13 protein-coding genes and 1 pseudogene are annotated in these 13,643 nt (G+C 64.5%); 3 read left to right on the top strand and 11 right to left on the bottom strand.

Going from position 1 to position 13,643, the window contains the following annotated elements; all coding sequences use genetic code 11:
* Positions 1-54: 54 nt before the first annotated feature.
* The 5 genes and pseudogenes from DXK93_RS24020 to DXK93_RS24000 form a co-directional block, all read right to left on the bottom strand.
* Positions 55-402, bottom strand: a complete 348-nt coding sequence (locus tag DXK93_RS24020; protein WP_119451363.1) for a hypothetical protein — start codon at positions 400-402, stop codon at positions 55-57.
* 84 nt (positions 403-486) lie between these two features.
* Positions 487-591 (bottom strand): annotated as a pseudogene (locus DXK93_RS24015) (VOC family protein); the annotation flags it as partial.
* 17 nt (positions 592-608) lie between these two features.
* Positions 609-1,817 carry a hypothetical protein gene (locus tag DXK93_RS24010; protein WP_119451362.1) on the bottom strand — a complete coding sequence of 403 codons (1,209 nt, stop codon included), beginning with the start codon at positions 1,815-1,817 and terminating at the stop codon, positions 609-611.
* A 59-nt stretch (positions 1,818-1,876) separates the two neighbouring features.
* A complete protein-coding gene (locus tag DXK93_RS24005; RefSeq protein ID WP_119451361.1) occupies positions 1,877-2,884 on the bottom strand; it encodes a hypothetical protein in 1,008 nt (335 codons plus the stop codon).
* A 23-nt stretch (positions 2,885-2,907) separates the two neighbouring features.
* Positions 2,908-3,513 carry a hypothetical protein gene (locus DXK93_RS24000; protein WP_119451360.1) on the bottom strand — a complete coding sequence of 202 codons (606 nt, stop codon included), beginning with the start codon at positions 3,511-3,513 and terminating at the stop codon, positions 2,908-2,910.
* 136 nt (positions 3,514-3,649) lie between these two features.
* Here DXK93_RS24000 and DXK93_RS23995 point away from each other — a divergent pair, with 136 nt between their 5' ends.
* A complete protein-coding gene (locus DXK93_RS23995; protein ID WP_119451359.1) occupies positions 3,650-4,447 on the top strand; it encodes an aminoglycoside adenylyltransferase family protein in 798 nt (265 codons plus the stop codon).
* A 60-nt stretch (positions 4,448-4,507) separates the two neighbouring features.
* Here DXK93_RS23995 and DXK93_RS23990 read toward each other — a convergent pair whose 3' ends face one another.
* Genes DXK93_RS23990 through DXK93_RS23970 form a run of 5 tightly spaced genes read right to left on the bottom strand, consistent with a single transcriptional unit; the run spans position 4,508 to position 9,575 of the window.
* Positions 4,508-5,227, bottom strand: coding sequence for a GntR family transcriptional regulator (locus DXK93_RS23990; protein WP_054456341.1), 720 nt, complete (start codon positions 5,225-5,227; stop codon positions 4,508-4,510).
* On the bottom strand, positions 5,224-6,891 hold the full coding sequence (locus tag DXK93_RS23985) for a GMC family oxidoreductase (RefSeq protein ID WP_119451358.1): 1,668 nt from the start codon (positions 6,889-6,891) through the stop codon (positions 5,224-5,226). Before DXK93_RS23985 ends, DXK93_RS23990 begins: the two co-directional genes overlap by 4 nt.
* Positions 6,888-7,886 (bottom strand): ABC transporter substrate-binding protein, encoded by a 999-nt coding sequence (locus DXK93_RS23980; RefSeq protein WP_119451357.1) that lies wholly within the window; start codon positions 7,884-7,886, stop codon positions 6,888-6,890. The genes DXK93_RS23985 and DXK93_RS23980 overlap by 4 nt, the downstream gene beginning before the upstream one ends.
* Positions 7,887-7,920: 34 nt before the next feature.
* Complete coding sequence (locus DXK93_RS23975; protein ID WP_119451356.1) at positions 7,921-8,784, bottom strand: ABC transporter ATP-binding protein; 864 nt, start codon at positions 8,782-8,784, stop codon at positions 7,921-7,923.
* A 23-nt stretch (positions 8,785-8,807) separates the two neighbouring features.
* Positions 8,808-9,575 (bottom strand): ABC transporter permease, encoded by a 768-nt coding sequence (locus tag DXK93_RS23970; RefSeq protein ID WP_054456338.1) that lies wholly within the window; start codon positions 9,573-9,575, stop codon positions 8,808-8,810.
* Positions 9,576-9,656: 81 nt separating this feature from the next.
* On the opposite strand from DXK93_RS23970, the gene DXK93_RS23965 reads away from it, so the two are divergent.
* Positions 9,657-10,823: a mandelate racemase/muconate lactonizing enzyme family protein gene (locus DXK93_RS23965; RefSeq protein ID WP_119451355.1), complete on the top strand. Its 1,167-nt coding sequence runs from the start codon at positions 9,657-9,659 to the stop codon at positions 10,821-10,823.
* A 57-nt stretch (positions 10,824-10,880) separates the two neighbouring features.
* On the opposite strand, the gene DXK93_RS23960 is transcribed toward DXK93_RS23965, so the two are convergent.
* Complete coding sequence (locus DXK93_RS23960; protein ID WP_119451354.1) at positions 10,881-11,795, bottom strand: LysR family transcriptional regulator; 915 nt, start codon at positions 11,793-11,795, stop codon at positions 10,881-10,883.
* 226 nt (positions 11,796-12,021) lie between these two features.
* Between DXK93_RS23960 and DXK93_RS23955 the strand changes: the two genes are divergently transcribed.
* Positions 12,022-13,236, top strand: a complete 1,215-nt coding sequence (locus DXK93_RS23955) for an MFS transporter (RefSeq protein WP_119451353.1) — start codon at positions 12,022-12,024, stop codon at positions 13,234-13,236.
* The last annotated feature ends 407 nt before the right edge of the window (positions 13,237-13,643 follow it).

Here is a 13,643-nt window from a genome sequence, read left to right as displayed (position 1 = left end):
CTTGCGGCGCCCGGGTTGAAGTGCCTGTGGCCGTCGCCATGCCGGAGGTCGTTCTCAATCCAGCTTGGGATCAGGAAACGGCAGCTTATCCTGGGAAACGCTGGGCTGCGCTTTCCACTTGCCGTCCTGCTTGTAGAAATCCATCTGGTTCTCGCTGACCGCGGCCCCCAGGGTCACCGCGACCGTGCAGGCGACCTGGCCCGGATACGTGGCCTCCACCGCCGGGATGCAGGTTCCAAGCTTGACCTTGGACGGCCGGGGCATGCCCGTGTCCGCCAGCATGTCGACGATCGCATCCGTCGCTTCGGGAATGGAAGGCAGGACCAGATCCTGGGCCCGGGCTATGCCGCCCATTCCCAACAATGCAACCATCGACGCCACGGAAATCAAGGGCTTGAACATGCGCCAGCTCCATCAGAATTGAGACTCGCGGAGCTTAAAGGAAGCGCCCCTTTGTCACCGTAACAGAGCGCTACGCGACTATTCCTAAGGCAGCATCTGAGGGTTGTAGACCACTTCCCATAAATGCCCGTCCGGATCCATGAAGTAGCCCGCGTAGCCGCCATAGAAGGTATCGCCTGCGGCCTTGACCACGGGTAAGCAACGCCTCAGTAATCCCTGGCCTCGTCGAACCAGCGCTGCGTCTGCGCTTCGCTTACTCCCAGCCGTTCGACCTGGGCAAGCTGGCTGAACTGCCACACCGCCTCGCCTATGTCTTCGCGCTCGCTGGTCCCGATCCCCTTCATGCTGTTGAAGTGGCGGGTAAAGACAGAGATTGCGGCTTGGACCTCAACGGTATTGCTTGCGCTTTCCAGCGCCGACCGGGCCGTGTCGTAGGCCGTATTCGCCGACTTCGCCATGCGGCTGTTCCAGCCCGAGAAAGGCCGGCCGTATTCGCTTTGCCACCACTCCCGCTTGCGCAGTTGGGAGACGGAGTTGTAACCGCCCCATGCGCGGACCTTCTCCCTTGCCTTCATCTGCGCCTTCAAGCGCTTGCCTGCGGCTTCGTCGACGTTGTAGGCGATGAACCTGTCCAGCGCGGGCCAACTGGCCAGTTCTGGCAAGCCATCCAGATCGGGCGTGAATCGGATCTCCAGACTAGTCAGGCGCGGCAGGCGGGCAAGCGCCTCCCAGTCGCTGAAACCGCCCCAGAGCGACAGGCTCTCCAACTCCGGAAAGCGATCGATGCCCTGCAGCGAAATGGGCTGTCCCAGCGGCGCGCCATGCAGCGCCAGCGCGCGCACGCCCCGCAGCGGGCCGAGATCGGGCAAGGCGTAAGACGCCACGCCAGTCCGGCGCCCCAGCGCCGGCCGCAGCGACAACATATCGGGCAGTTCGCCCGCCACGGCAATGTGCGTCAGGTCGCCAAACAACTCCAGGTCACGGACCTGAGGCAACCTGGCTTCAAGATGCCCCGACACCTGGTCCAGCCGGATGCGCAGCGTCTGGATTCTTGCCGCGCCCGCGTCGATGGCGCGCCTGCCTGAGTATGCCGGCGCCCAGCTGAACTGCTCGATTTCGCGGCCCTGCGACCAGCCGAAAAAACCGCTGTCGTTGCCGTAATAATCGATATGCCGCGGCCACGGCGAGCCGGCAGGCGTGGAGAACGGTTCAAATGCAGCCCAGTTGATGGCCTCGTCGCCAGCCACGTGCAGATCAGCCTTCTTGCCCATGCTGGCCGGGCCGATGATCAGATTGCCGCGCCCTGCTTCGCGTGCGAAGACGTGGCTGCCCGCCGCGGTCAGGCTCACCTGATAATGCCCTGCCTCGCTCACCGAGCCCGCGGGCTCGCCGGACACGTCTATGGGTACGGACATGCAACTCTCCTTTTGCTTGGCGGGATCCACTGATGGCGGTTCCGCCGACTCATTGACGCCTACGCAGGCTCGCCGTCCACGCGGAAGAACAGCGCAGTCTGCCCCTTCAGGCCGCCATCCAGGAACTCGAACTCGACGCGCCTGCCCGGTTCAACCACGTCGCCCAGGTATTCGACCCGATACATCACGCCGCCGATGCGGTAGTTGTGGACCAGCGAGACGATCGAGGAGTTGGGGCTGCGCAATCGATAGACCACGGCCTCTTCGACCACACCCCGCACGCCATGTTTGTACAGCCCCCGCTGCAGTTTGCGGCTGCGCATGCCAAACAGCATTCCCAGGATTGCAAAGATCGCCGCGACGAACAGCAGCGGCGGCAGAAACAGCCCCCCCACCAGCGGCACAAGGGCAAAGATCAGCATGAACTTGCGCGCGTCCAACTCTTCCCTGCGCACGGCCGCACGGTCGGCATCGCTGATTTCCTCGACAGCGACCAGGGATTCCGCGCTCATGGGGTACTCCACCCGCAACAGCACGGGAGGCGAGTCTGGCTGCAAGGTCAGCAGGTGCAGGCGCACGGGCAGATTTGTCAGACCCACGGCCGTCGCGGGCCCGTGTCCGCTACGAGTGTCGCTGGCGATCTCGTTCCAGAACGGCAGGGCGGCGTCCACGCGCTGCTCGCCGAATCCGTAGCACACGCCCGGCGTCGAGGAAGCCGGACCAAATGACGTCAGCCGGCCTGAAACGATCTGCTTGGCCAGCCGCCCCTTCAGCGCCCGGTCGAGGCTGCGCCAGCCTGGCGGCATGCGCAGCAGCTTGCGTCCGAAAAACACCGCCAGCGCTCCCATCACCGCAATGCCCGCCAGCAGCACCGCGCCCACGCCGACGTCCAGCGCGCGCCACTCGGACAGACCAAGCACGACAAAGGTCAACACGGAAAGCGCCAGCAGCAGCACCACGAAGACGCCGAACACGGCCATCAACAGTCTGCCGCGGGAGCATCTGCGCAGCAGCAGGATGTCATCCTCGGTGAGCGGGGCATCCTCGATTTGCAGGGTCTGGCTCATGCGGTGGTCGTCGCCTCCCGGGCTCAATAGGTTCCGATGGGAACCTCGATCTTCAGCGGCGCGCCGCCCTTGGCCGGACGCAGGCTGTACGTGTACAGGCCGCCATCGTCATCAGCCAGCGTCGAATCCTTGCGCTCCACCGCGTAGCGCTGTCCATCGATTTCCAGCGAGCGGGCGGCGACGGCGTCGGCATGGTCGGGGACCAGCAGACCGCCCACGCCGTCGCCAGCATCGGCGAACTCGTAGTCGCGCAACTCGCCATCCACGCGCAGCAATTGCACCCGCGGCCGGTAAGGCGCCGCGTCCAGGTTCCAGCCATTGGTCAGATCGGTGATCCAGGGGCCCGGAATGTCGTAGACGCTGCCCAGTTGCTCTTCCGACACTTCCGGCCCTTCCACCACCAGGCAGCACACCACCTTCCCCGCGCGGGAGTCGTACACCGCCCAGTTGCTGCCGATGGCCGCCACGCCGGGCAGCATCGAGAAATGGAATTGCCGGTTGAACTGGCTATCCGACACCTGGCGCCAGCCTCCAATATTGGGCGCGGCCGCAGGCGGTTGCGCCTGGCTGGCCGTTGCCATCAGGACGCCTGCGGCCAGGACGCCTGCTCGGAACAATAAACGGTTCATCTCGGTGCCTGTCGTGGGCTTGTTGGGATCAGCGGACTTGGGCCTTGCGCCGGCATAGTACCAGTGCCGGCGCGGCGATCATGGCCTGCGCGCCGCCGCCCTGCCGGCTGCGAGCAAACTTCGCTACTATCGACGCATGGCTCATCTCGTTCCCCCCTCAATCGCCACCCAGGTCGCAGCGGCCAGCAGCCTCATCGAACGGCATCTGGGCGCTGGCCTCGTCGCCATCCATCTGTTCGGCTCCGCCGTGGACGGCGGGCTGCAGCCCCATAGCGATATCGACCTGCTCGTTACCGTGACCCAGCCGCCGGACGAAGCCGTGCTGCGCGCGCTGGCCGCGGCGCTATTGGCGATCTCCGCGCCGCCCGGCTCATCACCCGATTTGCGCGCGCTCGAAGTCACCGTGCTGGCGCTGGAACACGTCGTGCCTTGGCGCCACCCGGCCAGACGCGAACTCCAGTTCGGCGAATGGCTGCGGACCGATCTGATGGCGGGAGTCGTGGAACCGCCCATGATGGACCACGATCTGGCCATACTGCTCACCAAGGTCCGTGGACACAGCATTCCCATCTTGGGGCCGCAGGCCGATCAGTTGCTCCAGGCCGTCCCCCGCGAAGACCTGAGGCGGGCGCTACTGGACACTGTCGCGCAGTGGAACACGCCCGAGGACTGGGCCGGCGATGAAAAGCACATCATCCTCGCGCTGGCGCGCATCTGGTACACGGCCGTCTCCGGGGGCATCGCATCCAAGGACCAGGCGGCGGCATGGCTGCTCGAGAGGTTGGAAGCGCCCTACCGCCCCGTCCTCGCCAAGGCGCGCGCGATCTATCTGGGACAAGAAGAAGACGACCTGGCGCAACGGCACGATGCCGAAACCGCGGCGTTCATTGCCCACGCCCGCGCCGCTATTGAAGGACTGGCCGGCAGCCGATAACCCGGGGACACGTGAAGGGCCTGCTTGCCTGCGCGGATACAGCGGGCAGCCTTTCAGCCATCACGGCTTCAGGTCGATTTCCATGCGCACGAAATCGCCGCGATACGTCACTTCGCCCAGGTAGATGACGCGGCGGTCCGGCCCGGTGAATACGCGCCGGACTTCCGCCACGGGCGCGTTCACGTTGATGCCCAAATGCCGCGCCACTTCGACGTCAGCGGTCGAGATGGTCAGCACCTGACGGGCAGAGACAATATCCACCGAGGACATCCCCATCAGAATGGGAATGACGGTCTCTTTGCGAAAGCGCGCAGGGTGCTTGGCAAAGATGGCGGCGTCCAGGTAGATGTTGATGACGCAATACGGCTGCCCGTTGCGGGCATGGATGCGCCGCATGAACACATACTTTTCCGCGGCGACGCCGTCCGACTCGTTCAGCAACGGCGTGCGCGTGGACTCGTCGATATTGAGTATGGTCGGGTGCGTATCCCGATAGACGCTGGACAGGTTCTCGAGCGTGGTCTCGACACGGAACCAACGGTTGTCCTGGGGCGCGCCCGTCACGAAGGTGCCGCGCCCCCGCTGCGGTGAAAGCAGTCCGTCGCGGGTAAGCCTTTCGATTGCCTGGCGCACCGTGACCTTGGCCACGTGGAACTCCTCGGCCAGCGCGTCGAGCGAGGGCAATTTTTCGCCGTTCTTCCACACACCCTTCAGGATCCGCTGCCGGAACAGATCCGAAAGTTGAACGTAGAGAGGGGCTTGGGCGGTGTCGAGAATCATGGCGTCAAAGTGTCCGCGACTATATCACGCGCTTGCGGCCGGGCAGCGCCGCGCGCGTCTTCCAGGATCAGCGCGGCGCCCTTCTCGCCGATCATGATCGCGGCGGCGTTGGTGTTCGTCGACACCATGCGGGGCATGACCGAAGCGTCGACGACGCGCAAGCGCTCCACCCCGCGCACGCGCAAGCGCGCGTCGACCACCGACCCGGCGTCGCCGCCCATGCGGCAGGTGCCGGCAGGATGGAACACCGTGCCGCCCTTGTCGCGCGCGAATTGCTCCAGCGCGGCGGCTGTCGTGACATCGTTTCCCGGCAGGTACTCAACTCCGGTTACCAGGTCGCGGAACGACGGCTGGGCATAGATGTCGCGCAACATGCGCAAGCCCGCGACCAAGACCTTCGCATCGCGCGGTTCGGTCAGGTAGTTCGAGACGATGCGCGGCGATGCGAACGGATCCGTGCCCACGATCTCGACGGTGCCGCGCGAATCGGGCCTGCATTGCGTCGCCGACGCGGAAAAGCCGGAAAACCGGTGCAGCGCGTCGCCTGGCTTGTCCACGGATAGCGGCATGACATTGAAAAGTATGTCCGCACGGCCGCCCACCGCGTGCTCGGTCGCCGCCAGCCCGCCTACCTGGCCCGCGCCCACCGTGAGCGGTCCCCTGCCCTGGAACAGCCACTGCGCCCCCATGCCTGCGAGGCTGAACGGATTGCGCACCGCGTCGTTCAGCGACATGCGCCGCTTAAGCTTGACGATCACGCGCGCCTGGTAATGATCTTGCAGGTTGCGGCCGACTTCCGGCGAATGTGCGGCGACGGCGATGCCGTGCCTGGCAAGCAGCGCTGCGTCGCCCACGCCCGAAAGCTGCAGTACCTGGGGCGATTGCAGCGCACCCGCAGCAAGCGCCACCTCGACATCCGCCATCGCGCGCTTCAAATGGCCCTCTTGCACCCACTCCACGCCCAGCGCCCGGCCGCCTTCGATCAGGATGCGCGTGACATGGGCGCCGGTCTCGATCACCAGGTTCGGACGCGACCTGACCGGATAAAGAAACGCGGTCGCGGCGTCGCAACGCCAACGGCTGCCCAGCGTCAGCTGGTAGGGACCCACACCCTCCGATTCGGCGCCGTTGAAGTCGTCATTGCGCCGGCAGCCGGCCTCGACTGCCGCTTCCACCCAAGCAGCCGTGTAAGGATGTTCATTGCGCAGGTTGGAGACACGGAGTTCGCCGGAAGCGCCGTGATACTCGGACTCGCCCCCGTCGTAGCGCTCGGATTTCTTGAAGTACGGCAGCACATCCCGATAGGCCCATCCCGTTGCGCCCAGATCGGCCCAGTCGTCGTAGTCCTCATGCTGACCACGGATGTACAACAAGCCGTTGATCACGCTTGAACCGCCCAACGCCTTGCCGCGCGGCCACAGGATGACGCGATTGCCGGTTTCGGCCTGGGCTTCGACCGGGAACAGCCGAGCAAACCGCGGATCGTAAATGGTCTTGAAGTAGCCCACCGGCAGCTTGAGCCAGAAATTGTGCGCAGCCGCGCCCGCCTCCAGCAGCAGCACGCGCACCGCAGGATCGCGGCTGAGCCGGTTGGCCAGCACGCATCCGGCGGAGCCGCCGCCGACGACGATGTAATCAAAGCCCGCGCCAGCCGGAATGCTCATGCCTTGATCGCCTCCAGATAGGCCGAGGGATCGAAGTAGCGCGAAGCGGGAACCGGATTCGGAATATTCCCGGCCTGCGCGAAGAAATCGGTCACCTGCTGCAGCCAGCGTGTCACTGAGCCGTCCTCGTACTTGGTGCGCCATTCCGCCGTGGAGAAATACTTGGCCTGCTTGAACTGCGCCTTGAACTCGGCCAGCGGCACGTCCTTGTATTGCGTCTTCTGCAGCGTCTCCACCGCGGCGTCCGGCGTTTTCACGATTGCGTCATTGGCCTCGCCCCAGGCAGCGATGAGGCTGCGGATGGCCGGCTTCTGGGCCTCGTAGAAATCGTTCCTGGCCGCCCATCCGCCCATGATCGCCGCCTCCGGATAGAACGCGGAAGCGTCGATCAGCATGCGCGCATTGGACACCCTGGACCGGACGATCGTGTCAAACGGAACCCAGAGCGCAACCGCGCTGACCGCGCCGGACACGAACGAGGTAACGGCATCGGCCATGCGCTGGTTGACGATCTGCACGTCCTTGCCCGGATCGAGCTTGGCGGCGCGCAAGGCCCGGTCCAGGAACACATGGGCGGTCGTACCCGTGGTCGTGGAGATCTGCTTGCCCTTCAGATCGGCCACGGTCTTGATCGACTCGTCGCGGACCCAAAGCTGGGCAGTACCGTACTCGATGTCGTTCACAAGAAAAACCTTGCCCTGCCCGCGCGCTGGAAAGTTCGACACAACCGCGCCGGTGGCCAGCACATCCAGGCTGCCGCCTATCATGGCCTGGAAGATCTCCAGCCCCGTGGTGAAGACAATGGGCTCCAGTTCCAAACCATGCTTGGCGTAGCTGCCCATCTGCAAGCCCAGCCACAGGTGGCCGTCGACGGCGGGCGTATGCAAGTAGCCTACGCGCAGTTTCTTGCGCGCCTGGCCGATGGCAGGCGCCGCGATTGCTGCGATGGAAGCGGCCATGCCGGCCTTGAGCAGGGTTCTGCGGTCGAGTTTCATGGAGTCTCCTTGTGGTGGGGCTGCTGACGCTGGCTCAATCCGTCGGGCGCACGGATTGGCGGGCCTGGGCTTCGTACTCGAACATGACCAGCTCCCGGATCTCGCGGCTCAACTCGACGAAACGAGGGTCCTCGTGGACCCGCTCCGAACGGGGGTAGCCGAAAGGAACCTCTATCACCTTCCGGACCTTTGAGGGCCGGGCGGTGACCACGACGATCTTTGACGACAGGTAGACGGCTTCTTCAACCGAGTGGGTGATCAGCATCACCGTCTTGCCTTCGGTCTGCAGCACTTCGAGCAGCAGATCCTGCATGGCGGTCCGGGTCTGCGCATCCAGCGCGCCGAAGGGCTCGTCCATCAACAGGAACTGGGGCTTGACGGCGTAGGCGCGCGCGATCGCCAGCCGCTGCCGCATGCCGCCGGACAAATGCTTCGGAAAGTGATCGGCGAAGTCGCTCAGGCCCATCAGCTTCATGTAGCGCTGACAGATCTCGGCGCGCTCCCGCGGGCTCGTCTTGTTGGCCGCGAGCTTCATGCCGAACTCGATGTTGCCGCGCACCGTCAGCCACGGAAACACGCCGTATTCCTGGAAGATCACGCCGCGGTCGGGCCCGGGCGCCGTGACGGGCCGGCCGTCCAGCGTCACGGAGCCGGCGGTGGGTTGCACAAAACCGCCGACGATATTCATCAAGGTCGTCTTGCCGCAGCCTGAAGGGCCGATGATGGAGACGAACTCCCCATCCCGGATGTCCAGGGTCACGCCATCCACCACCCTCATCGGGCCTGTGGCCGTGGGAAAGTCCACGGTGACGTTATCGAACCTGATTCTGACTTCCGGTTCCTGGGAAGGCTTAGGCGTAGCGGTGTCCACGCTGCGCAGTTGAGTGCTGATGGTCATGGTCTTGTATGTCCGGAACGGTCTCAGGCGATGCGGTCTTGCCACGCGACCAGGCGCCGGCTCACGGCCCTCAGCGCCAGGTCCATCAGCATGGCGATGAGGCCGATGCAGATGATCCCCACGTAGATCACGTCCAGCTGGAAGAACGACGATGCATTCTGGATAAGCGCCCCGAGCCCCTGCTGGGCCGCAATGAGTTCGGACGCCACCAGCGTGGCCCAGGCCACGCCCAGCGCCACCCGGATGGCCGTCAGGATGTGCGGTACGGTAAGCGGCACGATGACCTTGGCGAAGATCTCCACGTCGTTGGCGCCCAACGTGCGGGCGACGCGCACGAAGATCGGGCTGATCTGGGCGATGCCTTCGTACATCACGATGACGCCGGCAAAAAACGAGGCATAGAACAGGATGACGGTCTTGGCCGATTCGCCGATGCCGAAATAGACGATCACCAGCGGAATCAACGCGATCGGCGGGAGCGCGCGGAAGAAGTTGATGACGGGATCGATGAAGACCCGCAGCCCGCGATACCAGCCCAGGCAAAAACCCACAGGCACTGCCACCAGGATGCCCAGCGCGACGCCCGTGAAGACGCGCCGGGCCGACATCCAGATGTCCAGCCACAGGCGGTCCTTGGAGAGCTCGATGAACTTTTCGACGACCGCGGCCGGCGAAGGCACAAGCGCGGGGCTGACGAGTCCGCTGGCGCGCACCGCCAGCCACAGCAAGAGGATGCATAGCCATGGCGCCGCGATGAGCAGCGGGCGCGAGATGAAGGACGGAAGGCGCATGGTGTGTATAGAGGGTTAGACCTGAGTTGCAATCCGTAAGTGCTAAACATACTATAGACCAGCACTTAATATCTTCATGCCATGACAAACCCTAATACGACTCAAGCCTGGTTCATCAAACCATTCACGCTGGCGCGTATCGAGGCCTACGTCCTGCGATGGCCGGTCAAGCGTCCGGTACAGACCTCGTTCGGCACCATGCATGACCGCCCCGCCCTGCTCGTGCGGGTAGAGGACACGGATGGCGCAGTGGGCTGGGGCGAGGTTTGGTGCAACTTTCCCGGCTGCGGCGCGGAACACCGCGCCCGTCTGCTTGAAACCGTTGTCGCGCCGCTGGTCGTCGGTCAGCCTTACGCCTCGGCCCAAGCCGCGTTTGCCCACATGAGCGCGCGCACCGCGGTGCTCGCCATCCAGTCGGGCGAACCCGGGCCCATCGCGCAGGTGATCGCCGGCATCGACCTGGCCTTGTGGGACATGCTGTCGCGCCGGGCGGGCGTGCCGCTATGGCAATTCCTGGGCGGCGTCTCGGACGTGATTCGCGTCTATGCAAGCGGCATCAACCCTGACCGCCCCGAAGATACGGTGCTCGCAAAACATGCGGAGGGCTATCGCGCTTTCAAGCTCAAGGTGGGCTTTGGCGAAGAGCGGGACCTCGCCAATGTCAGAACGGTGCACGCCCGGCTTCCTTCTGGCAACGAGCTCATGCTGGACGCCAATCAGGCCTGGGATCTAGCGGGTGCGCAGCGCATGGCCAACCACTTCAGCGAGTTCGCGCCGCGCTGGCTGGAAGAGCCGCTGCGCGCGGATCGTCCACTATCGGAATGGGCGCAGTTGGCTGCTCAAACGGACATCCCCCTGGCAGCCGGGGAGAACCTCATCGGTTCAGATGCCTTCGAGACCATGATCAACAGCAGGACGCTTAAAGTCGTGCAGCCGGATCTGGCCAAATGGGGCGGCATATCCGGCTGCCTGCCCGTCATCGACAGGATTCACGAGGCTGGACTGCGCTACTGCCCGCATTTCCTTGGCGCGGGTGTCGGCCAGCTTGCGTCGGCGCACATTCTGGCGGCGCGAGGACGAGCCGGCGGCATGCTTGAAATCGATGCCAACGAGAACCCGCTGCGCGCGGCCCTCAGCCCGGCGTTGGGCGTCATCATCGAAGGAGAGGCCAAGCTCGGAAACGCGGCGGGCCTGGGCGTGGAGCCGGATCTCGCGCAATTGCACGAGATCTGTGTTTTGCGTTCATAACATCCCTGAAAGAAGGCCCTCAATTGCCCAGGCTGCAGGGGTCAACAGGGCTTGACGTCAGCCGGCCGCGCTTGTCGCAAGACGCATCTGGAGAAAATCGAGGAATACCTGGACCTTTTTGGAGTGCCTGCGATTCGGTAGATACGCCGCATGGACGCACACACTCTGCTCTTGAGGATTGACCTCGTAGTCCTCGAAGAACCGGCGCAGCCGCCCGGCCCGCACGTCCTCCCGGATCAGCCATTCCGCCAGCAGCGCGATGCCCTGTCCATCCAGCACGGCTTCGCGCAGCATGTCCGAGTTGTTGGCGGCCAGACGCCCTTGCACCTCCACATGCTGCACCTTGTCATCGCCCCGAAGAAACGACCAGCGCTGCGGCCCGGCCTGGTGGGCGAATCGCAGACAGTCGTGCTGTGTCAATTCCTCCGGCGCAGTGGGCGTGCCGTGCCGCTCCAGGTATTCATGGCTGGCCACCACATAGCGCCGGTGCTCGGCCAATTTGCGCACGATCAATTGAGGCTGCAAGTCCGGTGTGCCGATGCGGACAGCGACATCGATCCGCTCCGCCACCAGGTCCACATACGCATCGGATAGCACCAGATCCAGTGACACGCGCGGATTCTCGCGCAGGAAACCCGAGATATAGGGTCCCAGGCACAAGCGCGCGAAGGTCACTGGCAAGGAAACCCGCAAGGGTCCGACCGCGACCGCGCCAACGTCCGACACGCTGCCGTCGGCCTCCTCCAGATCCGACACAACCCTGGACACCTGCTCCAGGTAAGTCGCTCCTGCGTCGGTCAACGTTACCTGGCGCGTCGACCGGGTCAGCAGCGCGGTACCGAGAGACGCCTCCAGGGTATCGATCAGCCGCGTGACGGAAGACGTGGCGACCCCCAGGCGCCGCGCGGTTTTGGAGAATCCTCCTGACTCGGCCACGTCCAGGAAGACGCGCAAGGCTTGCAGTTTATCCATGGTTATCTTTGCGAAATACGCAATCCTACGTTGCGATACAGACCGATTCATTGATTTTTACGCAAAGACTAATCTGGCGTTCCTCTCAACGCAAGGAGCCACGCCGTGAAATCCCTGTGCATCGGCGATTCTCTCGTCAGCGGTGCGCAACCGCCCGCGGCGTTCCTGCAAGCCCTTCAACAGGCCGCCGTGGCGGCCGCCAACTGAGCCCCTGGAACACACCAATATGCCTTCCACGCAAATTACCGCCGCCGCCAAGGATCAGGATCCAGCCCCCCAATCGGGGCTGCCACTACGCTTGACCTTCATGCTGGCCGGCAGCGCCGGCCTGTCGGTCGCATCCCTGTACTACAGCCAGCCCATGCTGGGAGTGCTGGCGCCGGACATCGGCGCCTCTCCCCAGTCAGTCGGACTGCTGCCAACACTGACCCAGTTGGGCTATGCCCTGGGCATCCTCTTCCTGGCGCCGCTGGGTGACCGGCATGACCGGCGCAGGATCATCCTCACCAAGGCCGCCATCCTGTTCGCCGCGCTGCTGCTCGCGGCCCTGTCGCCCTCTTTGCCGACGCTGCTGGCCGCCAGCCTGGCCGTCGGCGTGTCCGCAACGATGGCACAGGACATCGTTCCGGCAGCCGCAACATTGGCGCCAGCCGCGCATCGCGGCAAAATCGTCGGCACGGTGATGACAGGCCTGCTGCTGGGCATCCTGCTGTCCCGGGTAGTCAGCGGCTTCGTTGCCGAGAACTGGGGTTGGCGCGCCATGTTCGCGGCCGCCGCCGCCAGCATCGCGCTCGTAGGCCTGGCCGCAAAGCGCCAGCTCCCGCGCTTCGAAGCCAGCACGCAACTGCCTTACTTCGCGCTGCTGCGATCGCTGGCCGCGCTATGGCGGCAACATTCCGCACTGCGCCGCGCCACTTGGGCCCAAGGCCTGCTGTCTATCGGCTTCAGCGCCTTCTGGTCCACCCTGGCCATCATGCTGCATGACGAGCCCTTCCACCTGGGCGCGGCCGCCGCCGGCGCCTTCGGACTGGCCGGCGCGGCAGGAGCCATGGCCGCTCCCATCGCCGGACGCATCGCCGACCGCCACGGCGCCCCGCTGGTCACCCGTCTGGGTGCAGGCCTGGTCGTCGCGTCCTTCGCCGCCATGAGAGTGGCCCCGTTCATGGCACCCGGCGCGCAGCTAGGGCTGCTGGTCGCCAGCGCCATCGGATTCGATCTGGGCATACAGGCCGCACTGATCGCGCACCAAACCATCATCTACGGCATCGACGCCAATGCCCGCAGCCGGCTCAACGCGGTACTGTTCACCGGCATGTTCATCGGCATGGCCGTCGGGTCGGCGTTGGCAGCCTTGCTGTATGCACAGTTCGGATGGATGGCGGTGACGGTGCTGGCGACGGTCACGGCGCTGGGAGCATTCTTGGTGCGATTGAGGGGCTGACGGCAACGCTCTCATCTCCCGACTCAAAGAGAAAGAGGCGCCGAAGCGCCTCTTTCATTCACCGCACGACAACAGCGGGATCACTCCCACTCAATTGTCAATTGAGCCGCCAAACCCGCATGAAATAAGGCTTTCCGGCAGAGATGATACTTTCGGCCCGTCATCTATACCGTCACGGATCACAGAGAGGCGCCGAGTTTGCCGGCCTAACAAGGGCAACTCGCGTACGCCCACGAGTTATCGCCGCGCGGAGCAACGTCTGGTGTGGTAGGGACAGAGGTTACCCCTGCCCCCCGCGCAGATCCGTACGTGCGGATTTTCCACATACGGTGTAGATCACGAAGTTCCATGCGCCCCCCTCCTATTCATGCGATCCATATCTCCGGGGCGAGAGGCGGTGTGGCCCA

Origin of the sequence: Achromobacter sp. K91 (assembly GCF_003576205.1) — a bacterium.
GTDB classification, from domain to species: domain Bacteria; phylum Pseudomonadota; class Gammaproteobacteria; order Burkholderiales; family Burkholderiaceae_B; genus Achromobacter; species Achromobacter aegrifaciens.
The sequence above is the reverse complement of the archived record's forward strand: the minus strand, read 5'-3'. Positions and strand labels throughout refer to the sequence as shown.